Origin of the sequence: Desulfosediminicola flagellatus (genome assembly GCF_005116655.2) — a bacterium.
In the GTDB taxonomy this organism is placed as follows: Bacteria; Desulfobacterota; Desulfobulbia; order Desulfobulbales; family Desulfocapsaceae; genus Desulfopila; species Desulfopila flagellata.
On the sequence record NZ_CP050698.1, the window covers coordinates 3,604,951 to 3,631,858 of the forward strand.

Genomic DNA, 26,908 nt, shown 5'->3' on the forward strand with positions numbered 1-26,908 from the left:
TTAAGACTATGGTGGAGTAACGATAATAGATGAAAAGTTTTTTAGAGTTTTTTGCTGGTGTAGGTCTGATACGAGAGGGGCTTAGTGCAACTGGGTGGGAATGTCTTTTAGCAAATGATATATCTGAGGACAAAAGGGATATATATGTCAAAAATTTTGGGGAAGATGATTTCCTTTTAGGTAATATCTGGGATCTTATTAGTGAACCTGCTTTAGTACCAGATAGTGTGTTTTTGTATACAGCATCATTTCCTTGTAGTGACCTTTCGGTAGCAGGCAGTCAGGCTGGTCTGCAAGGTTCTGCATCTGGGACGCTTAATGCTCTTTTACAAATATTGAGTATAAAGACAAAATGTAACACGCATCCTAAGGTTATACTTTTAGAGAATGTTAGCGGTTTTTTGACATCTAATAATGGGGATGATGTTGTTCGTACAGTTAAAATGTTCAATGATCTAGATTATTACGTAGACATTATAGAGCTTGATGCTATTAATTTTTCGGCGCAAAGCCGACCAAGATCTTTTTTGATTGCTGTTGAAAGTGATTTGGCACAGCGAAATATGGAAATAAAATGTAGTACAATAGGAGCTAATAAATGGTGGGAAAAGTACGAATTATATCCAAGCCTCAGGCCTGGTAAGATAAGGAAAATTATACGTCAAAACGAGAGCTTGAAATGGGGCCTATTTGATATTGAGCCTAGTAAGCCATCTTCAATGAGATTGAAAGATATTATCGATCAAAGTATACGTACCAATTCTTCTTTATGGTGGGTTGATGATCGAAAGACACGGTTGTTCGATCAAATGAGTCAAGGACATAAAATTAAATTGCATGGAATGATAGAAAGTCAGAAAACTTTATATGGTACTGTTTACCGTAGAATGAGAAACGGTAAATCTATGGCTGAATTGAGAACAGACGGGTTCTCTGGGTGCCTTAGAACACCAAAGGGTGGTTCAAGTAAACAAATTTTAGTAGAGGCTGGTGGTGGTGATTGGAAGGTCCGGTTATTAATGCCACGTGAATATGCTAGATTACAGGGGCTTAGAGATAGTTTTATCTTACCTGAGAATGTAACCAAGGGGTATTTTGCAATGGGTGATGCTGTTTGCGTCCCTATTATTGAGTATATTGCTGAAAAAATTCTTAATCCTTTGTATTCAAGTTTAGCTGAAGAAGTTTGATACTAATATATAGTATATTTCTTATACTGTGTAATCTTAACCAATTTGATTGGCACAAAGCCACAAAGCCAAGGGGCAAGTCCGCTTTTGACTTTTATCTATGCTTTGACCAATCCAAGATACGCACTGACTATCTCAAACGTAAAAGGCCATGCATAAGCAACTGAAATTCAATCTCGAAGGTAAATATTTTCAGATTAAGTCTGAACTATTCTAGTTCAACCGGTCTCGGATCTACCATCAATTTGCACATAAACAATCTTGGTTCTCCCCTGACTTTTTTCTTGGTCTTGTATAGCTGGCCCTGAATCATGGTGAGAAAATCGATTGTTAAATAAAAAAATCAAGTACTTCTAACTCAATCGCACTTTTATTCTGCCAGTCTGCTTTGTTAAGGTTTTGCAGTAGACGCTTTCGGAAAAATGGTTCATATTTTTGAGATGGCAAACCTCTCAGTTTTCGTTCTATCCCCCTTCACTTTTACAAAAGGAGAGAAGAGGACAAAATACTTGAAGCAATAAACTCTACCAGAACCGAGTGTTTTAAGTTCTTCTGGGAATCGCAACTATTCTGGTAAACCTACAAAACGGCTCCATATGCTTCAGTAAATGCTTTGGCGATATATTCATTGCTACAATATGCAAATCCTTTGTCACCCCATTTAGTCCCCCAGCTATTTCGTACAATGAAGTAATCTTTTGTATAACCCACCAGGCAGACCGCATGACCACCAAAGGTTTTAGAGCCATCATACGTATCCAGCTCTCCGTTTGTTGAGGTTGCTTTCTTCCAGTTCTTATCAACATCTAAACGAGTTAACACTGGACCTGCATGTGCAATCCAGCTTCGCCAGTGATCGAAATTCAGCCGAAGATTGTAATAAGCGGTGATCCGAAATTGCGCAGCGATTGAAAAGAAAACATTGGCCGGGAGTTTTGAGAGAGAACCATTCATCGAAAGCATATGCTCGGGCACACACCCATATTTTTGTGCAATTCTGAGTGCAAGTTTTGTAGAGGTGCCAGCATTTTCTATAAATGTTGTGGGGTATCTCGTTAGATCATCAGTTTCTTTGTTAGCCATCCAGATAAAACGAGGAGAAGGTTCTTCTGTCTCAGCCATTTTTCCTTTGGTAACATAGTGCCATCGTAATACACCATCTGCAGTCGCAAATCCTACACATGCCCCAGTTTTCCCCTGGTCACGAATTTTCCACCAGGATTGCCTGAGATCTTTTTTCTTTGGTCGTGGACTGGAAAAATCACCACTGGAAATTTGCAATGCCCCGGTGAAAATATTCTCAGATTCTGTTTGAGCTATTACGGCATCTTCATAATTCCAATCATTTTCATCACCGGGTGATTTCCCGCAATTGAGGACAAATCGACTGACTTTAGGCCCTTTTTTTCCCATTGGATTCCTCCCCGCCTAATGTATTATTCTGATGTTTATGCTGGGCACCTAATCATTAGTTCCAGGTAGCTTATCCAAAAATACGTTTGCTTTTGTTATTGCTTCCCCTCCTTCGGCATTTGTCAGTTGATTACTCTTGAAGCAATTATATTCATTATCAATAAGATAATCTTTTGCTCCGCGCACCAAGATACCCTCCACTAACCCTTCAGAATTAAATACTGCCGACCCGGAATTACCACCATAGGTGTCAAGATTTGCAAATAACCACGGTCCTTCATCCCGCATGACAACAGTAGTTTCCCCAAATGCTATCTTCACAGGTAAACCACTCGGGTAACCGATTACCCCAAGATTTCGCCCCAAACCTAATTCCCCGCTTTTTCGTACTGGTAATGGCGCAGCACCGGAAGCAGTTATTTCCCTATCGACACGAACTATTGCAAAATCACCAGTAGAAGATAACTCATGAGCGACCAGTTCTTTACCAAAGTAAACCTGGTCTGCAGTAAAATGCGTTGTTCCTTTGTCATCAGCGCTCGCCACTTTAAAACCAAAGACATATGCGGTTCCTTGAATTTCAAATTCAGTCTCACCACAATGGCCGGCAGTGGCAATTAAATCCGGACCAACCATAAATCCAGAACACCACCCTCCTGTGTGTTGGTTCCCAAATCGCTCCCCTGCACACGGTGGAAATCCCTGACGTACAAAACTACCGACCTTAAGCCTGAATGTACCGTCTTCCTGTTCTATTATGTCATCCTTGTTAGTTAATATAACAGTGGCATCTGCTAATTTTCTCTGAAGCTCATCGTGAGCTTCAGTCGTTACAAGAGTGTAATAATCTCTACGGTCATCCTCGCCAAACAGGACTTTGTCGCCTTTCGGGCCGACGTCTATTCCATTGCTGTTTTTTAGACCTGTTTCTTTGTGATAATATTGAGAGATTCTTTCTTCTCGATCTTTCCTTGATTCAGACATGATATATTTTCCTTGTATTCTTCAATTTTAGATCGTCAAGAGCCTGAGTGTTCAGATGGAAACCATGTAGTATGCAAAATCAACGTGGACAAACACACCAACATAGTTCTGTCATTGCAGCTCCTACTTCCTTAATGATGTTTTTCATTTCTCGGTATGGTGGGATAAACTCCTTGCCGAATTCAATTGTCCAACCTTGAATTTTTCTTTTGTCTCGAGCAGCTAAACTCCGACTGAAAGCATAGTCAGACGATGTACCGGTTGTTGGATAAAGCCCGGAGGATTCGTTAACAGTATAACCTTGACTACCATGAACTGATGCTAAAGCCTGATTCATACGATGAGCTAATCCTATAGAGAGTATTTCATCTGTTGGTGAGATAAATTCCCGGTATAGGTCATCATCCAACCTGCCACGCTTCCCATCATATTCGGAATTACCGAAATGCTGTTTCGGGTTATTGCTCTGGTTGTCATCGTTTCCCCAGCTGTATAAAATCAACTCTGAATAGCTATGAATATCGACGTAGTATTCAATATTTTCAAAGCATTTGAATAGATGGAGGATATTCAGTATTTCAGGTTCGGAGAAGGGAGATTCACCCTTATATATGTTACTTGCGGGATTTGTTGATGTACCTATTCCACTTGACCACAGAAAATCAAAGTTACGATTGAGATCCACCCCCAAATATCGCTGGTCTACATCATTATTGGGGTTTCGATTTTTTCGCCACATTGGGAAAACAGTCTGGCTGTAATGCTTACCGTCAGGGTTGACGTCAGGGAATACGATTATATTTACGTCATCAATAATTGTCCGGACCTGATCAATACTGAAAACTTTTTGACCGTATTGAAGGGATTCATCAGCCAGATAGGAATCAACTAATCCAAGTAAAAAAGATACACAGATATCTGATCCACCCCATTCCCGAGCGTGCATGCTCCCTGTAAATAAGAGAGTTGTTTTTTCTGTGTCCCTGGAACTGCCGATGCGTACAGCATGAGACACCCGTTCTTCCCAGGTACGATTGGGAAGTTCGATAAGTTCGACAAGATCAGGATGTTCGACACTTAGGTTAAGTAATGATTCCTCCACTTCATCAACCGTCAAATATCCCTGAATAGTTCGTTTTGCCATATCAGATACGTGCTTGGCTGTGAGAAATCGATTTTCCGGAGACACTTCAGCTTTACATGCCAAAGTCATTGAAGCAAGGTCACTGACGATAGTGACCTCAAATCCGGCCTGTTTAACTTGGGTGATTTCCTCTTCATTCAAAATCCCGGAAACCATGAATTTATTCCTGCTTATCTGGCGGGTTCCCCTATATTTCAAATCAAGATCCAGCTTGCCCAGTAATCTGAGATGAGCGAAACTGTTTGCAATAATGGAGGTTTCATAGATGCTCATCACATGCCCTCCCACATAAAGTTTTTTTGTAGAGATACAGTATAGTTACTAGTGAAAATAACTGGCTCTGAAAACAGACCGTTTCGGCCATGAAATAATCACTCGGGAATCGATGAGGTAAGCAGCAAGAGAGGATACCTTCCCCCCCCCCTCCTCTCTTGCTGCTATTAAAAATGAATCATTGATAGACTTTTTACATTTAACAGCCTTCATCGTTACAGAGGATTACGATGTTGTCTGTCGTAAATCGTGGTCCGTTAAACGTTTCACCAAATGAACCTGTGCAGGTTCCATCATCATATCCGCTCACAACAGAATTCACCCAGTTACTCTTACGATAACTCCGAATCCACGGGCCACCGCTTGCTCCATAGGTCATTGAACAGCCGGTGTTCAGTACAGTGGAACCTCCACAACTACCACCAGGACTGAAGCTTTCTGAAACGCAGAGTTCTTTCTTGTTACCGCTCCCGATATTGCCTGGATAGCCAACTGCATGATGCAACTGATTGGAAGAGTAGTTCCATGAACGGCCAAGCCAACCAGTGTAGTATGTCACATCTTTTGATTGAGAATTTTTTCCAAGCGAGATAAGGCAGACATCAGAACGGCGGTCACCGTCGCTTATCCACCTGTTTAAGATTCTGGCCGATTTCCATGGAAATGTTCCATAGGGTGCATAGCCGTCCCTGTAGGCTGGAGTAAAACTCCACCCTCCAATCCACTTGCTCTCGGATCGGTCATAGCAACAATGGGCCGCAGTAACGATGATGTTATTCTTGCTTATAACCGTTGCTGAGCATGTTCCCGAACTGGAAAACAATTTTCCAATTGCCACCTGCGGATAATTGTAATTGACACTCGAACAGTTCTCGCAATACTGAGCATAGACATCCTTTGTACCAAAATCTATGCTTTTGCCTTGACTGGATTTACTATCTCCGCTCTCTGCTTCATCATTTTTTTTCCAATCGTCCGGGAATGAACTTTTCGCCTCATTGTTTGCTTTTGGATCAGGCGGACTCCCTGAGCTGTTGCCAGGCTCCCCTGTGGCGGATTTCATCATATCTGGCGATGTGGGATCAATTTTTTTGGGTGTACCTCGAGTTGCATCCCAATCCAATGGCTTGGCATTGATCCTCGCTGCACGGGTTTTGAACGCGTCGACATCATCTCCCTTTTCATCCATGTCTGAACGCTTTATACTCTGTGTTTTACCAGACTCATCAGCCAGGGCTAAGCAGCTAATACCTAGTCCGACAATAACGAATAACACGATCAACAATTTCCGGAATTCCATAACCTGCCTCCTTTTAGCATAAGAAGATTCGGTTGATGTTCATGGTCAACTACAACCAACCAATCACATGTGCATAACCAGAAACCTATCATTCCCCCTTTTTAGACGATGCTGCGAAGTTGTGGAATGGTTTCGAATGAAGGTGCATCACGAGAATCAACGGCAGCAACAGCACCATTCTCCTTAAAGCGATAGCGCCTGCCGGTTACCTGTCCATGGACGAGCATTCCGGTATGGCCGATGTATTCATAATAGACTGATGGACTACGTGTTGGCATCCTCCCGTGCCCTATCGTGGTGTTAGGTTGGCGAGTCGCCGCTTTCTTCATTCGTGTCTCGCTCTGAATTCGTCGTCTCCGTTGTCCGCAACATCCCATTGGAATTATCCTCTTCTTCGAAGTACAGCGCAGCAGGAGGATGGTCACCCAGTCCAGTAAGCCGTGCCAACACTATTGCACCGCCGGAGAGAGCTGGCCAAAGAATAACCATCTCCTTTAAATTCTCGCCAATCAATACAGCAGCAGGAGCCGCAACCCACACACTCAGGCAGTAGAAGCAATCCAGCAGCTCCCCCCAGAAACCTTCTCCTGCCCGTAAACGGAGTCTGACAAAAATGTTCCAGGGACCATCCTCCTCATATAGCAGGTGGGTGATTCGCCATACTGCGAGTGTGCTAATTACCAGCCAGTACCATTGACTCATTTTAGCAGCTTCAGGTTCCCGGCATCTTGTGCTTCCGGAGGACAGAGATCTGAACATGCCGTATGATCCGGATGCCCTACCAGGTCCTCCCGGAGTACCGTAAAGCTGAATTCACACCAATTCGTATGGAAGTGTTGCGGAGCAGTACATCCGTTTGTTGTTCGTTTCCATACCTTGAGCCTGATCAAAAATGCACAACAGGTCTCAAAAGCTTTGTGTGGACTTCCAGGTACAATGCCATCCACTGGAACGGTGACCTTGAAGTTGCCACCATACCAATGTGGCCGTGCTATTGACCCCGGTAATCCCTGCGTCAACGCCTGATTATACGTCGGTCCGTAGTGTAAATCGGGATCTCCTGCCAATGTACCTCCAGCAAGGATATTAAAAACATCACTCTCTGCCCAATGTGCATGGAGGGAATATCTCTCCAGATGCCCATCTGTATCACTGGCATTGAAATGTATTGTCAGGGTATCACCAGATTTAACACGGGCCACACCGCATGGATCCACGCATCTATCGAGCTGCAGAGAGAGCGGTATTGCCGGATTTTCGTTTACTACGATTGCACAGATGTTGGGGAAGTCGCAGTCAGGCTCTGTGGTATTCAAGTGAACACTTCCGAACACCCTCGACCAGACCCTGTTGTCCAGACGCAGGCGAATTGTGGCATGAAGGGCAGGATCAACCACCTCACCGGGAGGAGCACAAAGAGGCATTACCTGCTGTTCCTTCAATGTATCACTTGCCGCATCGTAGCTGTACCCAATAAATCGTAACTCATAGACACCATCTTGTAGGCCTGGCATTGGAGCGCCATTGTTTGCCTGATCATCAGCAGTTTTCCATTTAAGCAGGATGTCGCTATTGCTCGGGTCTACGAACGGGTTAACATCCGGGTTTTCAGCACGATAACGTGATATGGTTTTGAGCACTTGCTCACTATCCACATCCAGTAGCTTGACTGTCTCGTATTTGTGGAATGGGGGAGGAGGTCCAATCCAATGTCCACGTTTGAAGAGAGCTACCTCATCAGGATTCATATCAGTCCACCCGGTTGGTGAAGGCGACAGCCGCCTGCGTTGCGGCTTGTAAAAATCGACCGCACTACCGTCGCCGAATACTCCCCGGATGGAAATCGTTCCTCCGAACGGTCGATCATTTGTCCCGGGTTGTGCATACCCTACCAGGGGATCAGCCAAATTCTGCTCTATCTGCTCAAAGGGGTAACTTGTAAAACAGCCAACACCGTGTAACGCCAGACAATCATCGTCTGGTGGATCCGAGCAGCAGAATGGGCCGCAGCAGGCATCTTCATTGGCAACAAGAACCACACCATCAAGCTCAGTAGGAATATTCCAGCGTGTTTCAGTGCTACTTTCGCTGTAAATTGTCATTTCACCTTCGCCGCAATCCTGTCTTACTTTAAAGACAATGTCCGGTGTACAGTCAAAAAGAGGATACCAAGGCCAGACGTGTAATGAGCGCAACTCTGGTGCATCCGGCAGGTGTGCCACCAGTTTCTCACCAAACTGTACAAAATTTGATGAGCTATCCTCCTCAATCATTGTTTGCATGGGGTCATTCTGAGTACTGTCAGCAACCATACGCTCGAATATGCTGAAGTCAGGAACCGGCTCCGGTAGTGGAAGTGGAATTGGTGAGTGCTCGAACACTTTTTGAATTCGCCCGACAAGATCGGGATCGATCCGCCAGTATTTAAAGAACCACGGACGCCACCACCAACAGCACCAGGTGAATTTGATTTCAAAATTACCATTGAGATCGGTGAAATCAGATCCCACTTCATCACGACGGTACCACCACCAAAATCTGTCCACGTCAAAAGCAGTTACTTCCGCTCCGCGAACGGGAGCATCGCAAATCACAAATGTCTGCTCAATGGGATCCCACACCCATCTGCGACAGACAACACGACCGCGCAAAGTATACGTTCGGCAGCCACGAAGCCAAGTGCGGTAAAGGCGATCGGTTATTGCCAATTCCACATCTTTTGCCACTCCATCTTTGAATGTGTTTGCTTTCACCCAAACCTGGTGATGATCGGTTGACCTAAGTGCCTCATCAGAAACATTAGCTCCAGCCAGTACCCTTACGCCCATTGGCTGAGAACCCTCTGACTTAAATTTCAGGTTATACTCCAGTTTGTTCTGGCCAGGTTTCAGATGAAAGACCTTTGATTGTAATATTCGGCAATTGCGCGCGATAGCAATTTTAATGCTTAGTTCATCACGAATTTCATCGGCCTCTTTAATATTCAGGATTCCACTTACCGTTTGTTTTAAAAATCTTTTATCCTGTCCCATGCTGAGCCTCCTATAGAGAAAAAGATTTAAAAAAGTCTATTGTTTGATCCAGCATTACAACCTGCTTGACCCTTCGTTATCTAAACCACGTCGCTCAAATCATGCGTGGCCAAGACAGCTTTTCTCATAATCTTTTGTCCTACTACAGCCGCAGAATACGTTTGTGCGTAAAGTTCAAATATTTAAAGCCCACTTGCGTGGGTGTTACTTTGAATTATGATTATTAGAGAAACTACTGCTACAACGGCTCTCATCTCCGTTATTTTGTCATGCAAACATCAAGACCAAGAGGGATATAGAATGAACCGATTTATGCAATGCGGGTTCTTGACGAAGCATCTAAAAAAACAACAAATCAACCAGAGACGCTACTAATACTAGTACTATTTTACTACAGCCTTAAACGTAAGGCAATTTTGCTACTCGGTTGTATATCAAATATTAAGCGTGCAGAAGTCTATTAATGTGCAGAAAAAGAGGAGGTTAATACAGTAGTATTACTACTGTAAAAAATGATAGGAGATACAATTCATTTATTGGAAAGTAATGCGAACTGCGAAGAAAAAAGCATTGAGTACTCGTAGAGAATTCACCCCATGTCAATCTTTTTTTCCGCTAGGCATGCCAAGAGTGCCAATCTACCCAAAATCATACTGACCCACCGAATCATTTACATGACGGCGGAGGTTCAACCCCTATCATCCAGACTTGCAACTACCAAGAGTCCCGATCAGTGTATACGATTTCAGTCGTCGACCTCTCTATTTCCAGACAACGTATATTGCGTATCGTATTGATATTGTGATGGTAAGCTTTTAGTAATTTTAACTTGTTGCTAATTGCCTCGTTGGTCTTAATACAGTATATGTGTTGCGAACACTCTGATGGGCATAAGCCATTACCAGTATTTTTTACAGGATCAACTGTTGAAGTTTCAGAAGAAATTGATTTTTAATGAACGAAGCTGAGCAAGTTTAAAGCCTATTGCTCACGGCGAAATCAAAACTGTAGGTCAGCGCACTCTACATGGTCATAATAGACAAAATCTTTATAGCAACCGAACCTCTTCCCAATATTTCAAGTTTGGCAATAAGTTGTTTAATACTAGAGGGTCATGCTACTCGATCTTTTGATTCGGCGGTGTATGACTTAATGTCATACACTATCCGTTAAGATTCTTATGATTCTCGTTCTTGCTCATACCACAGCATTGGGTATATTATACCGCCGGTAAACTCATTAATGTTCTCCGGATAAATGTAATTTGCCGGTACAACTAATCAAATCATCAAATCATCAACTCAAATTAAAACACATAGCTTTTCAATGAATAAAACAACGCTCTCAACTATCTCGGTTTTCACTCTCAGCTTAATTCTCTGCTTTGTCCTATTAAATGCCAACCTTTTTGCTGAAAACCACATTTCAGGATCAGTGCAGGAGGGATATCGTATATTGCCTGTTCCAAAGGGAGTAAACACTATCGAGTTTACGGTCTACCGTGGAGATTACCTGAAATTCCGTGTTGAAGATGAGGGCCTGCAATCTCCCGTATTGTCGATACCTTCTCTTGCAATCACGCAATCTTTAACTGGCGATTTTCGAACTGCACCATATTTCAAAATGAAAACGACCGGTACCTATCCGTTCTCTATCGGTCATGTAACCGGGAATATCACTGTAGTTGAGTATGAAGAAGCCCAATACCAGGCGTTAACAGCTGAAGAAACTGCAAGACTCATCGAAAATATTTCGCCAGTGATCCTGGATGTGAGGACTCATGCTGAATATGCCGGAGGCCATCTTCCCAACGCGATACTTATCCCAGTGCAGGAAATACAACAACGATTCGGCGAGTTATCAGCGTATCAGCATGAAAATATCCTTATTTACTGCGCAACAGGTAACAGAAGCACGGTAGCCGCCAAAATTCTTATCGATAATGGATTCACACGTATCTATAATATGCGGGAAGGATTTCATGTCTGGGCTCAACACGGCTATGCAGTGGAACGCTGATCGCGGAACCTCATTGATAAAAGTGACACGCGAAAGACAAGGCGGTAAACCCTAAATAGTTGCCTGGCCATATAAAAAACTCCCTGGGGATAAAATTCCACAGGGAGTCAGACGCAACCATTTGCAAAGAGATGTAACCTCCTTATTCAGGTCAACTCTTCATCTCTACACTCTACCTGTTACTTCTTCTTGCAATTGGCATAATAGGTAACGGTACCAGGCCAATCGGAAAACACCCCAATTACGCCCACATCCTCTGCAAGTACATCAAGAGCTTCAAACATATCACCATCATTGTTTATAGACGCATTAACAGTCTGGTAATACCATCCACCACCCTCTTTAAGCAGGCCGGAACGTTCAAACGACCAAGTTATAATATCGAGACCTGCAGCTTTTGCTTCTTTGGAATATTCAGAAGGAACAATTTTACCGTCGTTGTCCACAGAGAGCAGCATCCAGATTGGTGGTGCTATGATTTTAACATTTGCCTTCGCGAGCTCACCCATCGAGGGTGACCACGTTTCAGGTTTGGTGATATCAAATGCTTTATCATCGTATCTGTCATCGAGAAAAACAGCTTGCTTACCAAAGTCTGGTTCATTTGCCAGCCAGTATTTAACATCGTCAAGATTGAATGACTGCGCAAATACATCTTCGGGCTTTACACCCGCCGCTTTATACTCAGAGATCATCTGCTTCGCGTAATCTTCCTGTGAATAACTTCCCTGAAACGGCATAGGGACACTTGCAGACTTTAATTCAGGGGTCATCTTCACCCCCAGTTCTTTAAAAAGCTCAATAGACTCTTTATGAGTAACCAATGTACCACGCGCTGAATACAGATCTGTTCTCCATGATGGCGTACCGTCCATATATTCTGCCACTGTCTGTGCATTAGTATCTGCAGCATCCATCTTGCCTTTCAAAGTCTTAAACTCAGCAAGCGTGATATCGCTGGTACAACACTTCGCAGATGCTTTTTTAATCAGCTCTCCGGTATTTTCATCAAATTCGGCAGGGCTGAAAGGCTCCGAACATTTAGCAGCAAGTTCGGGGATGGCAAGAATATTTGTTGTTGTATGCAGATCACACTGAGAGTGGCGGCATACCAGTTCCTGATCCATGGTAAATGTAACATCGCACTCAATAATTCCTGCTCCCATACGGGCCGCTGCCATATATGATTCACGGGTATGCTCCGGAAACTCCATACACGCACCGCGATGACCTATAGAGAAATCTGTTTTCTGAAATGACATTTCACTACAGGCAGCCAGTTCATCTTTCAGCTTACCGTTATCCATATCATCAATGAGATAGTATGGGCGTACACCTACCTCAACATTCGGGGTTCCAGCCATCGCAGGACATACTACCAACTGGGACGCCGATATTATTGTTATCAGCGCTACAGCATACATCACCTTTTTTCTACTCAGAAACCGTCTCATACGCTTTCCTCCTGATTGTTATCAATTAATATTACATGTGTGTCGTCTTCCTAAAACTGACTTAACCTAACATGTAAATTGATTGCAACATTTCTATTTGATCAGGATTTTTTTAGTATTAGGTTTCTGTAATAAAAAAGAAAACAACCGACAGACACGCCTGGAGTTCAGTACACTGTGCGCAAATTTCTCATATTCTGACGGAAAACTGAGGCCGCTGTGTTGGCACGAATTTTGGTAGATACAGATGCAGAGGATATACATTTGTGCCGGTCTGTACCAGGTACCACCGGCCATGCATTCACAGTAATTGCGAGAAAGAACTCTATGTCATTCACTTACGATCTGGTTTTAGGAGCTAGCATGAACGTTTACAAAAAATCTCAATTATCTCAAGGTGGGAAACTATTTGCAGAGTGGGAAAAAATTGCATCCCCTATCATCCAATGTATCAATATCAGGCAACGCCAAATATATAAAAATATCCTCTGCTGGCGATCGATGACTTTCCGCCGAGTTCACGATGTATATACTTTGCCGGCAAACATCTTCAAGGTTTTGCCCTGCTCTGAAGTGTTCATATATTCGACAGGAAATTATCAGCACGCTTTCGTACTGGTAACAAACTCACGCCTGCATAATACACAACAACTGGGGGCGTAAATGAGATCTAAAGACTTCGAAAAATATACCCAACGGCTCATGATTGTAAATATTTCCCTTTTGGGAATTATCATATCCTGTTCCGCGGCAGTTATTGCCCTCCTCAGATACTCTGTCTAATATCCACTGTATCCTTTATCATCCCCCCAAGGAATCACTTAATGGTACGTCACAGATCATGTATGCGTCGTGCCATTAGGTTTTTCAATCCCCATTAGTGTCATGTCATGTGTCAGATGTCGTAATAATGTGAAGCTTTTTCTCTTCCTCCAAGGCATGACTGATGGAGCATAGCAGCGCTATGTAACTGAAGGAGTAACGAAGTCAGGAAGTGAAAAGGGCAAGCAGAATTAGACATCTGAGGCATGACAGGACACTAGTCGTGCTTTATGTTCATAGCATGTAAACGCTGCCACATTGAATGCAGCAATCAAAAAAATATCAGCTATTTTAGACCTGGTATTCCTGGCGGTAGCACAACTGGAAGTCCATTCACCTGCTGTTGACAGGTAATTCGTATTTTTTCAGCCGGTATTTCAAATCGCTTGTTCAAATATATTTTCAGCTTTTCATCAATCGGCTGTTTTTCAATAGCCAGATTCATACAGGCAAGCCACGTATCTCGCTCATCTGTATTGATATCAAAATGCACATGTATTCCTGCAAGATTTGCAGTTCCGAATTTTTCTTTATATAAAGGTGGGCCACCAAGCCAACCACAAAGAAACAGTGCCAGATTTTCTCTGGTATCCTTCAAATCACGTGGATGCATTTCACGAATTTTCCGTGCTCGGGGTAATTCTTCCATGACGTCATAAAAACAGTTAGCAAGGATTTTCACCCCAACAACTCCACCCAGCAAATCAAAAGCGTTATCTTTGTACTCTTCCTGCAATTCCATTCACACCTCCTTATCAAAAAACACGTACAGATATACATTTTATTTTAGCAGTTCAATACTATCAATCTCCCAGCCGCAACTCAATCAGATGCTCGTTATCATAGGAGTTTAGATTTTCATTTTGTTCATCATTATCGTCTATCATTCTAACACAAAACGGATTTCAAACCATTTACCTCTCAAACACATGCCTCATTTGTATTATCTCTGCACTTTCCCTACAATGAAGTCAAACATATCTTAAAAGATTGCAAACGGGGACACGCATTGCTCAATTCAATTAACAGCAAATTCTACGCTATTGCTATCTTGCTCACAACTTCACTTTGTCTGGGCTATGGCATTCTCGCCTACTTTCAACACAAACAACATCAAAACTCCATTCTGACACAGGACGCCATCAACCTTGAGCAGGATATATCTACCCTCACTGAACTTTTTCATGAGGCACGTTTCTGGGAAAAGGTAATTTTATCAGGGAAAGTTCCTGAAGCTGATATGCAATTCGGCACCATCACCCAAAAAATGCGAAGCCACTTCAACCTAATAAACACTAAATACCTGAACACTAGAACAAGCATTCAATTCAATGAGATTGCAGAACAAATATCTCGATACGAAACACAAGTTGCAGAGTTGATACAGCTTAAGACCAAACATAATTTACACTCTACAATGATGGAAACCACCTTTCGCTCGGCTGTCTCCAGTATCCTTACAAACAACAATCCAGATCTTTTAAAACCACTTTTCAACTTCACCAATTTTTTTCTGAGGTATCAATCCTCAAAGGATCTGCCACAATATCAGGCTCTAAAATTGGTTAGTACGTCTTTAGAAAAAAACATACGCTCTATGCAAATCAGTGATTTGCAACTGGGAAACACCATCAAACGTTTCAATACTCTTCTTGATGAAAACTATGAAATGGAACTTGATACAATATCAATACATACTACGATCGAAAGGTTGAGCGTAAAAATAAAAAATATTTTCACTCATATCTCAAATCGCTCAGAAAAAGAATTGTATAACAGCCTCATACAGTCCAGTAACAGTCGAAGAGAATTACACATGCTTTTTCTTTTCGCAACTCTTCTCGGCATTCTCATTCTCATACTGATTCTGAGCATTATTTCGAGAAAGATTATCCTGCCGATCCGATCTATAGCCACCGTAATGCAACAGATCAAACATGGTGATATCACGGCTCGTTTTCAAGGCAATAAGGAGTCAAAAGATGAAATAATTCAGTTCGGTTTTGCCTTTAATGAAATGCTTGAAACATTTGAATCGAACAATACCAGGCTATTGAAATACCAAAACAAATTAGAATCCAAGTTTCATGAACTCTCACAACGGGATCTCGAGAGACAGCAACTGACCGCTCAACTACGCAGAAGCGAAAAAATGGAAGCTATTGGTACCGTTGCCGGAGGAATTGCACACGACTTGAATAACATATTGAGCGGTATGGTTTCTTACCCGGAACTTTTACTGCTTGATTTACCTGAAGAGAGCCCTTACCGCCAAGCTATCAGTGCAATAGAAGAGTCCGGTAGAAATGCAACTGCACTTGTGCAGGATCTCCTGACACTTGCACGTAGAAGTGTAGGCGTTACTGTTACTACTGATCTCAATACCCTTATCTCAACCTACCTTGCCAGCCCTGAACACCATAAGCTTCTGAGACAGCGACCAGATGTTAAAATTATCACAAAACTACAGGATGATACTGGCCACATAAAGGGTTCTCCTGCCCATCTTTCAAAAGCCATCATGAATCTTGTTATTAATGGTGTTGAATCAATCAATGGGGTGGGAACTGTCACCATCGCCACAGAAAGCAGATATCTTTCAGATCCTGTAACTGGATATAATGAAGTTCAACCAGGAGAATATACAGTACTCGTTGTCAGAGATTCAGGTACGGCAATCGCAGCGCCAAACCTGGACCGAATATTTGAACCATTTTTTTCCAGAAAAAATCTGGGTTCAAACAGCTCCGGACTCAGTCTTGCTGTGGTGTGGGGAACTGTCAGAGACCATAACGGCTATATTGACGTACTCAGCACACCCGGAATAGGAACAACCTTTACTGTCTACTTTCCTGTTACTTACGAAAAAATCAATCCAGAAAAAACACCATTCCCAATAGAATCATACATGGGTAATCGCGAACGCATACTGGTTGTGGATGATATTGAAAACCAGAGAGAGATTGCCTGCAATATGCTGCAGAGACTTGGTTACACGGCTATGTCAATTTCCTCAGGCGAGGAGGCTGTAGAATTTATGCAGGGCAATGAAGCTGATTTGTTGCTGCTTGACATGCTTATGCCACCAGGAATTGACGGCCTCGAGACCTATAAACGAATTCTGAAAACCTCTCCGGAAATGCCGGCAATTATCGCCAGCGGCTTCTCTGAAACTGACAGAGTGAAAAAAGCAAAAGAGTTGGGAGTAGCATCCTACATCAAAAAGCCATATTCACTTGAAACTCTGGGGACTGCTGTTAAGGCAGGTCTTAAACAGGTACCCTCCTAGGAGGCTGTCCGACAATGGCTTTTTCTCAAACTCTTCGGAATTTTCAAAAAATAATGCTCGCAATATCGATTATATGGCTGTGCTTATTTTTTAAAAATGTCTCGATTTTGACCAAAACCCTTATTGTCGGACACCCTCCTAGGAGGCTGTCCGACAATGCCCTTTCCGCTCATATCATCGTTAAACTCGAAAAATTATCCTCCGGTAAGCGAGGGACGAGACTCCGAGATATTAACTATATGCCTCCGGTAATTTTTCGTGTTTGCCTCGATCTGAGCGAAAATCCCTATTCTCGGACAGCCTCCTGGTAAGACACACCATTTCAAGCCCTGGCAAAAAATCATACAACAAATCACCATTACCTACGGCCGCTTTGATAGCGTACCAATACACGCCTGAACATCTCGGCCTCGTTATCTTTACCCTTTTCGTTGAACTGGTTCACAACGCTATTAATAACATTTGCCGCTTCACTGAAATCTCCCAACTCAGCATATACTTTGGCAAGAGTCTCAAGGCAGGAAGAATTTTTTCCCTTGGTGATCTCTACCGCTTGTAATGCAAGTTCCAGCGCTCTCGGAGCATCTCTGTATGATGTTGTTCTGACAGTTATTAAAAACCATGCATAGGCGTTATACGGGACAGCGCTTTCCGGTGCTACCCTTAAGGCAGCCTCATAATCAACAACAGCCTTGGTATATTCCTTTGAAACTGACCATATTTTTGCCCTGTTAACATATGCGTTAACATTATCAGGCTTTTTTGCTATCGCCAGCGCATAATCAGTGACGGCTTTTTCCAACTCTCCCAAATCATAATGTACATTCCCCCTGTTATTATAGCCATCGGAGTAGTCAGGGTTCAACCGCAGTGCAGTGTTATAATCAAGGATTGCCTGCTGTGGCTTTCCTAGTTTTCGATAGCTGTTACCTCTGTTAATATAGGCATAAAAGTATTTGGGGTTTAACTCAATTGCCTTGTTATAGTCAGCTATCGCTTCAGGATATCGTCCTACAATATAATAATTGTTACCACGACTATTATAACTGCTACTTGAGCCCGATAGCGCAATGGCAACATCATAATCCTCAAGAGCTTCGGTATACATCCCCATTTTTTCCATAACCCGGCCGCGGTTAATATAGCCATATGCTCTTTCAGGGGCGTGGGTTACAGCACTGCTGTAGTCCTGCAAAGCCAGTTCATACTCTCCCATGCTAAAATATGCATTCCCGCGATTGTTGTAACACTCGCCATAGTCCGGTGCTAATTGCAGCGCCTTGTCATAATCCTTAATAGCCAGATTATTCCTGCCGAGCTTTCGATAGACATTTCCCCGGCCCATATAGGCCTCCAGCGAATTATTATCAATATCCAGTGCAGTGTTATAATCTTGCAGCGCTCTACCATAATCGCCAAGTTCAAGATAGATGCTCGCCCTGTTGTTATAAGCAAAAAAGTATCGCAAGTTGTAGGAAATAGCCTTGGTATAATCTTCGAGCGCTTTCTGGATCTCACCCAGATCATACCAGGCATTACCTCGATTGTTATACCCGTCAGCATGACGTGGCTTAATGGTGATTGACCGGGTGTATTCCTCAATTGCCAGTCTCGTATTCCCCTGTTTACGGTAAACATTACCACGATTACTGTGGGCATAGTACATACGTGGTTCCAGATCAATTGCCCTGGCAAAATCCTTTAGAGCATGCTCATGCTCTCCCAGATCGTAATAGCTGTTTCCTCTCGCATTAAATGCGTAATCAAATACCGGGTTCAGTTGAATTGCTTTGTCGTAATCACGTATCGCGAGTCTGTATTCACCAATTTCGTGATAATTAATGCCTCTATTATACAAACTGCGCGAGAGATCGTCTTTAGAGAGCTTTCCTGACTGTATACACTTGGTATACAATGCCATCTGTTGCTGTGCTTCTTTAATTTTTTCTGCATCATGGCAGACCTTGGGAACTTTGGCAGCCACATTGCTTACAAAGAACAATATAATGATGCAAACAACAGGTAGAGACGTTATCAATCTACCATTCATTACTCACCAACCAGAATAAAGGAGTTAAATCTGCTACTAGTCAACCAGTACTCAAACTATGGGTTGTATCAACCATGAAAGCGCATGTTATCCGGCAGGGTAAACAAACCTTCCTGACAATATTATAACACAGAGAATGTCTAGAAAAGAAAGGAGCTACAGACTATTAGAAGACAAACAATCAAAATAGGGAGGGAAAACATAGTCCTGCATAGAGATATTTTTTATCACTTTTTTTGTCCGGATTTATTCCGGGTGAGTACATGGTGCAACAGCGTCTACACGCCCAAAATTGTCACCCTTCGGGCGCAATGAGCCGTCTCCTCACCGTATCAAACCATTTTTGTTGTACTTCTCTGTCGTAATAGAGTGATGTCTCTTCATCGAATGCGGTATGCTTGACGATATCCGCCTCCAAGACTTCGCGGGAAACACTTCTGACAATTTCCAAAAGTTCATTCTGCACTTCTTTAAAACTTTTACCTATCGCCAGATATTGCTCAAGACCTTCCCTATACTGTCTGTTCATACGCCTGGCACTCAGTTCGGTCAAAGCAAAGTGAATCTGCTCATGCTGAAGAACATAGGATTTTTTTCGGCCAGGTACGTGTGGATTCCACCATGAGCATTCTGGATTAAATACTGCTTCAAAAGAAATCTTGGAATAACTGCCCATATACACCTCCTGACCACCGAGCACATTATTGGTTATACGTATACGCGTCTCTTTGGCGGGGCGAATGCTGATACATGAACGTGCCTGAATATTATGATGATATTGTTCATAGGTTGTAGGCAATGAATCGGCCTTGAAATCGGCTATGGTTAGCTTACGATAGCCAAAACCGTTCTTTAAAACCGGCGCATTGTCTTCTGTTGCATGAAATGTTGGTTTTGCATATTCCGGCAATGTGCTACAGGCAGAAAAGAGCAGCAGGATAGCGAGAAAAAATACAGTAAGGAATTGTTGAATCATTATGAATAACAGGAAATTTTAATAGTAAAGACCTTAACAGCCAAACCAATAGGTGTTTGGATGATTACGCGTAACATTGCCTTATGTTGTAATATTGAACTCTAGAATTCTTGAGCAAACACCGTGATTTTTTGATTTGACAACTAACAGGTTGGAAGCATAATACATTCAGCAGTGAAATCTAAAGCCCCGTACCAATGGCTGCTCGGCAAACCAAAAAACCTGACACACCATTGCATCTAGTATGTATACATGAATAACACAATCGAATTTTCTGTTATTTCGATATAATGGCATTATAGAAAAATAGAATCAGATAATTACCCGCCCACCGAACGACTCAAGATCCGTCTTATCCGGGCAGACGCTTGACCACTTACTGACACGAACATAATCGCTCCGGCGTTCACCGCTTACCCGCCGTTCAATTGCTATTCTACGGTCCTGTCCGCCATTCTTAAAATATTGCAACGAATGGATCTGTCGCCTATCCTCTCCTGAACGACGATCCATAAACGTGTCTTTTTTTCGCAAGTCCAGAGAGGAACCAGCTAAGTGCTTCTCTTTCTTTGTCATATCTGACTCCTCCAAAATTTCGTTACTCTCAACCCGGAAGCCAATGAGCACGAAGGTTTCTACTTTCCTTATACTATAGATCGTTTACCAGGCATCGGTAGTGGTAATTATTATTTTGTATGAGGTGCCCGATAGGCAAATCACTCCTTTTTTTTTACGGATACCTTGAGCAAAGAGAACTCATCCATTTGATATTATCCAGGGTCCTGTCATGCCTCAGATGTCTAATTCGGCTCGCCCTTTTCACTTCCTGACTTCGTTATTCCTTCTGTTACATAGCGCTGCTATGCTCCATCAGTCATGCCTTGCAGGAAGAGAAAACACCAACATCTGACACATGACATGACACTAGCTTATCACCTCCAACTAATAAAATCCGCCACCGCTTCAATGAAAACATGAGAACTTCTCAAAGTTTCTACAGATCCCGACCTGTTCTGAATAGGCACATCCGTGCTATACTATTTAGTAACAACAGCATCTCCCAAAACACTCATCAGCGGAGCCACGGATATGCCAGGAAAAATAATCGAAGTTGCAATGCAGGAGGAATTCCGATCTTGCCCAACCTGCGGATACAGAGACGGTTTTCACTCAATGTTTCAACGAACTGAAGAGGGCATCAAATGGCTGTTTATCTGCCCATCGTGTCACGATACATTTGATCTGGGTTTTACAGTCGACCAAATGGTTAAGCAGAAAGCCTGATCAATACAATTCCAGAGTGCCCCACGCTTGTTACTCAGCTTTTTCTACAGGATACGTCTGCTCTGATACCTGTAGAAGTATTTGACGATCTACCAGCTGATCAATTAATTTGACGACATCACGTCTAAGTATTTCATGAGGCACGTCCGAAAAATATTCAGCGCAATTCTCAATAATACGTTCTTTCGAGACAGTATTCTCAACACACTCCCAAATTCTCTGGCCCATTGCATTCAAGTGGATAATCGCATCAGTTTCCGAGTCGATTAAAACCGTCTCATCATCTCGTCGTCTCTCACCGATAATGGGGTTCCGCTTATAGTAAACATGTTTGTTTTCGGTATATTTGACTCTCATACGCCTCCCTGCAATAACATTGCCACTGCATAGCAAATTATCATCCAACCTATTGAAATAAGATACATTCGCTTATTCGTAACAGCAGTTTATAGGTATATTATGCCACAAATACTCAACAGTGTTCCATAAATTGTTCGCGTTTTTTTATACAACCATGACCATTTGAAAATGCGGGATAACAGAAATTATTTCTAATAATATTATGTATCAAAGGTCATTTTTTCATTAATCCCATAGCATTTAATCACCATCATATATATTTTGTTTCATATATTATGGTCCTACCACTTTCAATGCAGATACCATTTATGGTAGAGTCGGATTATTAAAGCCTTACAAGGGGGATTGAAATGATAGCTGCATCCAGCACAAAAGAGAGAAGGAATAGTGAACGACTGAAAGGTCGAAAAGAAGCTATTCTTATTACCCCAAACGGAATGCATAACATTCGCGATATTAGTAAAAGCGGTCTGTCGTTTAAATGTTCAGAAGAAGATTTTTTTCCTTCTCAATGGCCTGTTGAAATTATCTATGCCGGCACTCCTCTTTACATTAAAGCAATTAAGGTCAGGATGGTTCGCGAAAATTTCGTTGAAACCGATACTCTGATAGCCAATTCATCGAAAGAAATTGGCGTCGAGTTTGTTGACATGGACGAATCAGGTAAACTGCTACTTCACGAACTCCTTGCCTATCACTCAAAAGTCGCAGAAAAGGAGCATCCAAACACTCACTAAGTTGCATGGCCTGTCTCCTGATCCCCCCTTAACATGAATGATCGTCGGTGCCAGACGAGGAGGCCGTCACACCAATGCATTTATGCGAATCCGAATGGAAGAGGCATTGGTGCGGACATTTTTATCTCTGTTCCTGATGTATTTCTCCCTCCTCACCAACAATCATCATCATCATCATCATCACCTGATCCGTCCAAAAACAACTCCCTAATGCGCTGCATCCCTCAAATCACCGCCCATATACCACAGCGAAATTTCCAGTTGCAGTCAACACACCAAAGTGATAGGCATTAATATATACTTTTAAAATCTCACATGATATGTATGCCGACTACTGATTGTTGAATTGGTATTCAGATCTGAGGTATCAGTTATGACCGAGTACGAAAAATTCAAAAATGAAGAACGCAAACCTGTAATATTTGTCCAAACTGACGGCACTATTACAGGCATTAATGATGCCTTTGTAAAAACATACAGATGGCCTCATGATGAACTTGTCGGCCAACCACTTATCAAAATAATTCCATCCGGTCTCCAGGGTGGACACAACATGGGATTCTCCAGGTTTGTGCTTACTGGTAAGTCAAATTTGCTCGGGACACCTGTAGACCTTGAGATTCAATTGGGAAACGGTGAAAAGATGCTGGCACAACATCTTATTGTCTCTCTTGACAACAAAGGTAGTCAGATACTTGCAGCAATAATAACACCTCGCTGAAAATCACCTCATACGTAACAACTACTTCACTCAATCACCTACCTGATATTTCTGATAGGAAATGTATGGATAGTTCACTTCAGGTTATACACAGTCTCCAAAAAACTTTAGGACAGATGGAAATCGCCCTCGGAACAATCCGTGAAGCGATAGTCTGGACCAACCGTGAAGGTACTATCCAGTGGTGCAACGCCGCTTTTGATAATCTTGTTTCAACACCGCACATCCTGGTTTTAGGAAAGAATATATGTACCCTCTTTTCACTTAAAAAAAATAATACGGTGGTCCCTGCTGATAATCACCCATTTAACCTGCTAAAAGAAGTTGGTTCACTGGATAAAAAACTTTATGAATTCGATAAAGATCTAAAATCACTGATACTTGAGGTCTCCGGCAACACTATTGTTCTGGATAATGATGAAGATGATGATATTTTTATATTTTTAATACAGGATGTCAGTGAGTTAAAGAGAAGCGAAGATTTACTCAGAAGAGCAAATGAAACACTTGAAGAACGCATCCGAGAGCGGGCGTCACAGCTCGTAGAAATTTCGAACCGTTATGCTGCAATCCTTGACTGCGCAGTAGACTCGATCATATCAATTGATCCACGTGGAAACATGCTGTCCTTAAATCCTGCCGCTGAGAGGATGTTTGGTTACACCAGCAGGGAGATTGTCGGAAACAACGTCAAAATGCTCATGCCTGAGCCATTTCATAGTGAACATGACGGTTACCTCAGAAAATACCTTGAGACAAACGAGAGTAAGATCATCGGCGTAGGCCGTGAGGTAACAGGACGCAAAAAGAATGGTGATCTTTTTCCGATTTATCTGGCGGTAAGTGAAGTACGTTTTAGCGGACAACTCATATTTACAGGCATTCTGCGAGATATTTCAAAGCAAAAAGCGATAATGGCAGATCTCAAAAATGCCAAGATCATAGCTGAGGAGGCCAATAAATCAAAGAGTGAATTTCTTGCCAGAATGAGTCATGAGTTACGAACTCCGCTCAACGCAATTCTCGGCATGGCCGACTTACTCAATGAATCCAACCTTGATGACGAACAAAGAAAATTTGTACGCGTCAGCCGTTCAGCAGGCGAGCACCTTCTCAATATTATAGAAGATTTACTTGATGTCGCCAGAATAGAGGCGGGTAAGATGGTCCTTGATAATATCAATTTTGACCTGGGTCAACTGGTGGACGATGTTATCGCAATCGTCCGTTTGACCGCCCAGAAAAAGGAACTTGAAGTTTCCTGCCTCCTTGAAGAAGATGTTCCCCGACAAATTAAAGGAGACCCGAAAAGGTTGAGACAGATCCTCATAAATCTCATGGGAAACTCCATCAAGTTCACAGAAAAAGGAACAATCACTCTGCTCGTCAGCCTGCAACAGTTTCCCGCCGAAGATAATATGTTAACCCTGCAGTTCAGCATCTCCGACACAGGAATTGGTATTAGCAAAGAGGTACAGGACACTATCTTTGAAAGTTTCTCACAAGGACATGCACTTATTACCAGGCAATATGGTGGTACCGGTCTTGGGCTGACGATTTCTCAAAACCTTGTACGATTGATGCAAGGTGAAATATCTGTAGATAGCGTTATCGGTGAAGGCAGCACCTTCACCTTTACCGCTAAATTTCAAAAAAGTACTCAGACAGAGAAATCGTCATCCAGCCAACAGACTGAAAGCACAAAAAAAAGCGAAGGAATCGACAATAAAAACCTACTAAAGACAGGTAACCCTCTTAGAATTCTACTCGCAGAAGACTCGCCGGATAACAGATTACTTTTCAGCACCTATCTCAAGAAACTGAACTGCAGAGTAGATTTGGCGGAAAACGGCCAGATAGCCATCGAGAAATACCTGTCAGGAAAATATGATATACTGCTTCTTGATATACAAATGCCTGTTATGGACGGTTACACTGCGGCAAGAACCATTAGACGCCACGAGAAAGAACACGGCATCAAGCCTATTCCTATCATTGCACTTACCGCACATGCACTTGACTCAGACAGACAGGCCAGCCTTGATGCCGGCTGTACTCAGCATGTTGTTAAACCAGTCCCCAAGAAGGTACTCATCGAAGCGATCAATTCATTAACACGCAAACAGTGAGAGACCAAATGTCCACAGTCACAGTTTTTGTCGATATTGACCTTAAAGAACTCATTCCGCTATTTTTAAATGGCAGACGAGAAGATATTGCAGCTCTCAAAAAAGCTCTATCAGAAGAAAATTACGAAGAATTGAAAAATCTTGGTCACTCTCTGAAGGGCGTAGGGGGAGGCTATGGCTTTCATTTTATCTCTGACATTGGCGATAAAATTGAAAAATCAGCAAAAAATACGGATGCTGCTCACATACAATCATTGATTGATGAAATAGAAACCTCATTGGATAATCTGGAAATAATTTACGAGGATTAATTTCTTTAATTCTTTCATTGCAACTATGAGCATGATGATAGACTGCCCCCTGTAACTTATGAGAATGACATATAAGCCAGGACGACGGAGAGAAAAACGTGGAAACTATCCTGATAGTTGACGATAACAGGGATAACAGAAACCTTCTGAGAGTAATCCTTGAAAAGCATGGTTATGAACTTTTTGAAGCTGCTGACGGCCAGGAAGCTTTGGAAATTGCTATGACGCATGATCTCGATCTCATCCTGCTGGATATTGTCATGCCGATTAAAGACGGATATGAAACCTGTGAAATCCTGAAAAATCAAGATGAAACATCTGATATCCCGATAATATTTCTATCCGCTAAAGGAAATGCAAAAGATAAAATAAAAGGGCTCATGCTTGGAGCCAGTGACTATATTACCAAACCATTTAACAAAGCAGAAGTCGTTGCCAGAGTTAAAACCCATTTACACATTCACGGCCTTTCCCGCTCTCTGGCAAGAGCCAATCTTGAACTTCTTGAAAAACAGGCAAAAATTGAGGAAGATCTCGCTGCGGCAGCCCAGATCCAGTACAGCCTCATCCCTGGCAGCACCCCTGATATTGCAAATTGCACCTTTGCGTATCGATTCATTCCATCAGATCTTAGCGGTGGCGATATGTTTAATGTGCATAAACTTGATGAGCAACACACTGCAATATACATAATAGATGTAAGCGGTCATGGGGTGCCTGCCGCGATGGTCACGGTTTCCGTGGCCCAGGCATTACAACCTCACGGCCAGACAATTCTGAAAGAACCACGGCAGGAACCACCCTATTATCAACTTACCAGGCCTGTTGATGTATTGAATAAACTTGATCAGCAATATCCGATTGAAAGATTCGATAAATACTTCACAATGATATACCTGCTGTTAAACCATCAAACGGGAAAAGTGCTGTACTCTAATGCCGCCCACCCGATGCCTGCATTATTACGCGAGTCTGGTCAGATTGAAATCCTTGAGGCTGGTGGTCCAATCATCAGTATGGGGGATATGATTCCCTTCGAGCACGGTGAATGTACGCTATTTCCAGGCGACCGTCTCTATCTCTACACAGACGGAATTGTCGAACTTGAAAATAAGAATGAGGATTTTTTTGGTGAAGATCGCCTGTATCATGTACTGATAGACAGCAGAAACCTCACTTTAGATGCCTCCTGCGAGCGGATTATTGACGCTCTAAAACACTTTAGCGGGTCAACCAGGGCACAGGACGACATTACGCTCGTTGCCTTACAGTACAATTGACCCGTTTGTCTATTGTCTATTGTTTATTGAATATTGTTTATTGAATATTACAGGATAATGCCCATCCAAAACTTCCATCTATGAATATTTCTGATCTATCAGGACTCTATCAAAATGCATCTCTGGTAAACTACTAAGGA

General features: G+C 42.5%; 23 protein-coding genes and 1 pseudogene. 11 read left to right on the plus strand and 13 right to left on the minus strand.

Annotated features, from left to right (window positions below; all coding sequences use genetic code 11):
* Positions 1-29: 29 nt before the first annotated feature.
* Entirely contained in the window at positions 30-1,190 is a 1,161-nt protein-coding gene (locus FCL46_RS14900) for a DNA cytosine methyltransferase (protein WP_136806824.1), read from the plus strand.
* A gap of 579 nt (positions 1,191-1,769) precedes the next feature.
* Here the strand turns inward: FCL46_RS14900 and FCL46_RS14905 are convergent.
* The 7 genes from FCL46_RS14905 to FCL46_RS14935 all read right to left on the minus strand — a co-directional run bounded on the left by FCL46_RS14905 (position 1,770) and on the right by FCL46_RS14935 (position 9,336).
* Entirely contained in the window at positions 1,770-2,603 is an 834-nt protein-coding gene (locus FCL46_RS14905; protein WP_136806823.1) for a C1 family peptidase, read from the minus strand.
* Between the two features lie 48 nt (positions 2,604-2,651).
* A complete protein-coding gene (locus tag FCL46_RS14910) occupies positions 2,652-3,587 on the minus strand; it encodes a trypsin-like serine peptidase (RefSeq protein WP_136806822.1) in 936 nt (311 codons plus the stop codon).
* A 79-nt stretch (positions 3,588-3,666) separates the two neighbouring features.
* Positions 3,667-5,004, minus strand: coding sequence for a M14 family metallopeptidase (locus FCL46_RS14915; RefSeq protein ID WP_136806821.1), 1,338 nt, complete (start codon positions 5,002-5,004; stop codon positions 3,667-3,669).
* A gap of 199 nt (positions 5,005-5,203) precedes the next feature.
* Positions 5,204-6,304: a trypsin-like peptidase domain-containing protein gene (locus FCL46_RS14920; RefSeq protein ID WP_136806820.1), complete on the minus strand. Its 1,101-nt coding sequence runs from the start codon at positions 6,302-6,304 to the stop codon at positions 5,204-5,206.
* Positions 6,305-6,405: 101 nt separating this feature from the next.
* Entirely contained in the window at positions 6,406-6,582 is a 177-nt protein-coding gene (locus tag FCL46_RS14925; RefSeq protein WP_153307121.1) for a hypothetical protein, read from the minus strand.
* Between the two features lie 22 nt (positions 6,583-6,604).
* Positions 6,605-7,006: a DUF1360 domain-containing protein gene (locus FCL46_RS14930; protein WP_136806819.1), complete on the minus strand. Its 402-nt coding sequence runs from the start codon at positions 7,004-7,006 to the stop codon at positions 6,605-6,607.
* On the minus strand, positions 7,003-9,336 hold the full coding sequence (locus tag FCL46_RS14935; RefSeq protein ID WP_136806818.1) for a hypothetical protein: 2,334 nt from the start codon (positions 9,334-9,336) through the stop codon (positions 7,003-7,005). The genes FCL46_RS14930 and FCL46_RS14935 overlap by 4 nt, the downstream gene beginning before the upstream one ends.
* A 1,326-nt stretch (positions 9,337-10,662) precedes the next feature.
* Between FCL46_RS14935 and FCL46_RS14940 the strand changes: the two genes are divergently transcribed.
* Positions 10,663-11,355, plus strand: coding sequence for a rhodanese-like domain-containing protein (locus FCL46_RS14940; protein ID WP_136806817.1), 693 nt, complete (start codon positions 10,663-10,665; stop codon positions 11,353-11,355).
* A 179-nt stretch (positions 11,356-11,534) separates the two neighbouring features.
* Here the strand turns inward: FCL46_RS14940 and FCL46_RS14945 are convergent, their stop codons facing one another.
* A complete protein-coding gene (locus FCL46_RS14945; RefSeq protein WP_136806816.1) occupies positions 11,535-12,809 on the minus strand; it encodes a glycerophosphodiester phosphodiesterase family protein in 1,275 nt (424 codons plus the stop codon).
* A 363-nt stretch (positions 12,810-13,172) separates the two neighbouring features.
* Between FCL46_RS14945 and FCL46_RS14950 the strand changes: the two genes are divergently transcribed.
* Entirely contained in the window at positions 13,173-13,472 is a 300-nt protein-coding gene (locus FCL46_RS14950) for a hypothetical protein (RefSeq protein ID WP_136806815.1), read from the plus strand.
* A gap of 445 nt (positions 13,473-13,917) precedes the next feature.
* Here FCL46_RS14950 and FCL46_RS14955 read toward each other — a convergent pair whose 3' ends face one another.
* Entirely contained in the window at positions 13,918-14,373 is a 456-nt protein-coding gene (locus tag FCL46_RS14955) for a group II truncated hemoglobin (RefSeq protein WP_136806814.1), read from the minus strand.
* Between the two features lie 267 nt (positions 14,374-14,640).
* Between FCL46_RS14955 and FCL46_RS14960 the strand changes: the two genes are divergently transcribed.
* On the plus strand, positions 14,641-16,920 hold the full coding sequence (locus FCL46_RS14960; protein ID WP_136806813.1) for a response regulator: 2,280 nt from the start codon (positions 14,641-14,643) through the stop codon (positions 16,918-16,920).
* 358 nt (positions 16,921-17,278) lie between these two features.
* Here FCL46_RS14960 and FCL46_RS14965 read toward each other — a convergent pair whose 3' ends face one another.
* From FCL46_RS14965 to FCL46_RS14975, 3 genes are all read right to left on the minus strand, one after another.
* Complete coding sequence (locus FCL46_RS14965) at positions 17,279-18,970, minus strand: tetratricopeptide repeat protein (RefSeq protein WP_136806812.1); 1,692 nt, start codon at positions 18,968-18,970, stop codon at positions 17,279-17,281.
* A gap of 295 nt (positions 18,971-19,265) precedes the next feature.
* On the minus strand, positions 19,266-19,946 hold the full coding sequence (locus tag FCL46_RS14970) for a hypothetical protein (RefSeq protein WP_136806811.1): 681 nt from the start codon (positions 19,944-19,946) through the stop codon (positions 19,266-19,268).
* A 312-nt stretch (positions 19,947-20,258) separates the two neighbouring features.
* On the minus strand, positions 20,259-20,522 hold the full coding sequence (locus FCL46_RS14975) for a hypothetical protein (protein ID WP_136806810.1): 264 nt from the start codon (positions 20,520-20,522) through the stop codon (positions 20,259-20,261).
* A gap of 513 nt (positions 20,523-21,035) precedes the next feature.
* Between FCL46_RS14975 and FCL46_RS14980 the strand changes: the two genes are divergently transcribed.
* Positions 21,036-21,230 (plus strand): hypothetical protein, encoded by a 195-nt coding sequence (locus FCL46_RS14980; RefSeq protein ID WP_136806809.1) that lies wholly within the window; start codon positions 21,036-21,038, stop codon positions 21,228-21,230.
* Positions 21,231-21,260: 30 nt separating this feature from the next.
* Here the strand turns inward: FCL46_RS14980 and FCL46_RS14985 are convergent, their stop codons facing one another.
* Entirely contained in the window at positions 21,261-21,587 is a 327-nt protein-coding gene (locus tag FCL46_RS14985; protein ID WP_136806808.1) for a PqqD family protein, read from the minus strand.
* A 353-nt stretch (positions 21,588-21,940) separates the two neighbouring features.
* On the opposite strand from FCL46_RS14985, the gene FCL46_RS14990 reads away from it, so the two are divergent.
* From FCL46_RS14990 to FCL46_RS15010, 6 genes and pseudogenes are all read left to right on the plus strand, one after another.
* Entirely contained in the window at positions 21,941-22,327 is a 387-nt protein-coding gene (locus FCL46_RS14990) for a PilZ domain-containing protein (protein ID WP_136806807.1), read from the plus strand.
* A gap of 373 nt (positions 22,328-22,700) precedes the next feature.
* Positions 22,701-23,048, plus strand: coding sequence for a PAS domain-containing protein (locus FCL46_RS14995; RefSeq protein ID WP_136806806.1), 348 nt, complete (start codon positions 22,701-22,703; stop codon positions 23,046-23,048).
* Between the two features lie 65 nt (positions 23,049-23,113).
* Positions 23,114-25,177 (plus strand): PAS domain S-box protein, encoded by a 2,064-nt coding sequence (locus FCL46_RS15000; RefSeq protein WP_136806805.1) that lies wholly within the window; start codon positions 23,114-23,116, stop codon positions 25,175-25,177.
* A gap of 8 nt (positions 25,178-25,185) precedes the next feature.
* Complete coding sequence (locus FCL46_RS15005; protein WP_136806804.1) at positions 25,186-25,488, plus strand: Hpt domain-containing protein; 303 nt, start codon at positions 25,186-25,188, stop codon at positions 25,486-25,488.
* Between the two features lie 98 nt (positions 25,489-25,586).
* A pseudogene (locus FCL46_RS28890) lies at positions 25,587-25,944 on the plus strand (response regulator); the annotation flags it as partial.
* 23 nt (positions 25,945-25,967) lie between these two features.
* Positions 25,968-26,768, plus strand: a complete 801-nt coding sequence (locus FCL46_RS15010) for a PP2C family protein-serine/threonine phosphatase (RefSeq protein ID WP_420811278.1) — start codon at positions 25,968-25,970, stop codon at positions 26,766-26,768.
* Positions 26,769-26,908: the final 140 nt, after the last annotated feature.

What these genes read in the sequence shown, in the direction of transcription:
- FCL46_RS14900 (WP_136806824.1), top strand. Translation starts at nt 30, where the DNA reads ATGAAAAGTTTTTTAGAGTTTTTTGCTGGTGTAGGTCTGATACGAGAG.
- FCL46_RS14905 (WP_136806823.1), bottom strand. Translation starts at nt 2,603, where the DNA reads ATGGGAAAAAAAGGGCCTAAAGTCAGTCGATTTGTCCTCAATTGCGGG.
- FCL46_RS14910 (WP_136806822.1), bottom strand. Translation starts at nt 3,587, where the DNA reads ATGTCTGAATCAAGGAAAGATCGAGAAGAAAGAATCTCTCAATATTAT.
- FCL46_RS14915 (WP_136806821.1), bottom strand. Translation starts at nt 5,004, where the DNA reads ATGAGCATCTATGAAACCTCCATTATTGCAAACAGTTTCGCTCATCTC.
- FCL46_RS14920 (WP_136806820.1), bottom strand. Translation starts at nt 6,304, where the DNA reads ATGGAATTCCGGAAATTGTTGATCGTGTTATTCGTTATTGTCGGACTA.
- FCL46_RS14925 (WP_153307121.1), bottom strand. Translation starts at nt 6,582, where the DNA reads ATGCCAACACGTAGTCCATCAGTCTATTATGAATACATCGGCCATACC.
- FCL46_RS14930 (WP_136806819.1), bottom strand. Translation starts at nt 7,006, where the DNA reads ATGAGTCAATGGTACTGGCTGGTAATTAGCACACTCGCAGTATGGCGA.
- FCL46_RS14935 (WP_136806818.1), bottom strand. Translation starts at nt 9,336, where the DNA reads ATGGGACAGGATAAAAGATTTTTAAAACAAACGGTAAGTGGAATCCTG.
- FCL46_RS14940 (WP_136806817.1), top strand. Translation starts at nt 10,663, where the DNA reads ATGAATAAAACAACGCTCTCAACTATCTCGGTTTTCACTCTCAGCTTA.
- FCL46_RS14945 (WP_136806816.1), bottom strand. Translation starts at nt 12,809, where the DNA reads ATGAGACGGTTTCTGAGTAGAAAAAAGGTGATGTATGCTGTAGCGCTG.
- FCL46_RS14950 (WP_136806815.1), top strand. Translation starts at nt 13,173, where the DNA reads ATGAACGTTTACAAAAAATCTCAATTATCTCAAGGTGGGAAACTATTT.
- FCL46_RS14955 (WP_136806814.1), bottom strand. Translation starts at nt 14,373, where the DNA reads ATGGAATTGCAGGAAGAGTACAAAGATAACGCTTTTGATTTGCTGGGT.
- FCL46_RS14965 (WP_136806812.1), bottom strand. Translation starts at nt 18,970, where the DNA reads ATGAATGGTAGATTGATAACGTCTCTACCTGTTGTTTGCATCATTATA.
- FCL46_RS14970 (WP_136806811.1), bottom strand. Translation starts at nt 19,946, where the DNA reads ATGATTCAACAATTCCTTACTGTATTTTTTCTCGCTATCCTGCTGCTC.
- FCL46_RS14975 (WP_136806810.1), bottom strand. Translation starts at nt 20,522, where the DNA reads ATGACAAAGAAAGAGAAGCACTTAGCTGGTTCCTCTCTGGACTTGCGA.
- FCL46_RS14980 (WP_136806809.1), top strand. Translation starts at nt 21,036, where the DNA reads ATGCCAGGAAAAATAATCGAAGTTGCAATGCAGGAGGAATTCCGATCT.
- FCL46_RS14985 (WP_136806808.1), bottom strand. Translation starts at nt 21,587, where the DNA reads ATGAGAGTCAAATATACCGAAAACAAACATGTTTACTATAAGCGGAAC.
- FCL46_RS14990 (WP_136806807.1), top strand. Translation starts at nt 21,941, where the DNA reads ATGATAGCTGCATCCAGCACAAAAGAGAGAAGGAATAGTGAACGACTG.
- FCL46_RS14995 (WP_136806806.1), top strand. Translation starts at nt 22,701, where the DNA reads ATGACCGAGTACGAAAAATTCAAAAATGAAGAACGCAAACCTGTAATA.
- FCL46_RS15000 (WP_136806805.1), top strand. Translation starts at nt 23,114, where the DNA reads ATGGATAGTTCACTTCAGGTTATACACAGTCTCCAAAAAACTTTAGGA.
- FCL46_RS15005 (WP_136806804.1), top strand. Translation starts at nt 25,186, where the DNA reads ATGTCCACAGTCACAGTTTTTGTCGATATTGACCTTAAAGAACTCATT.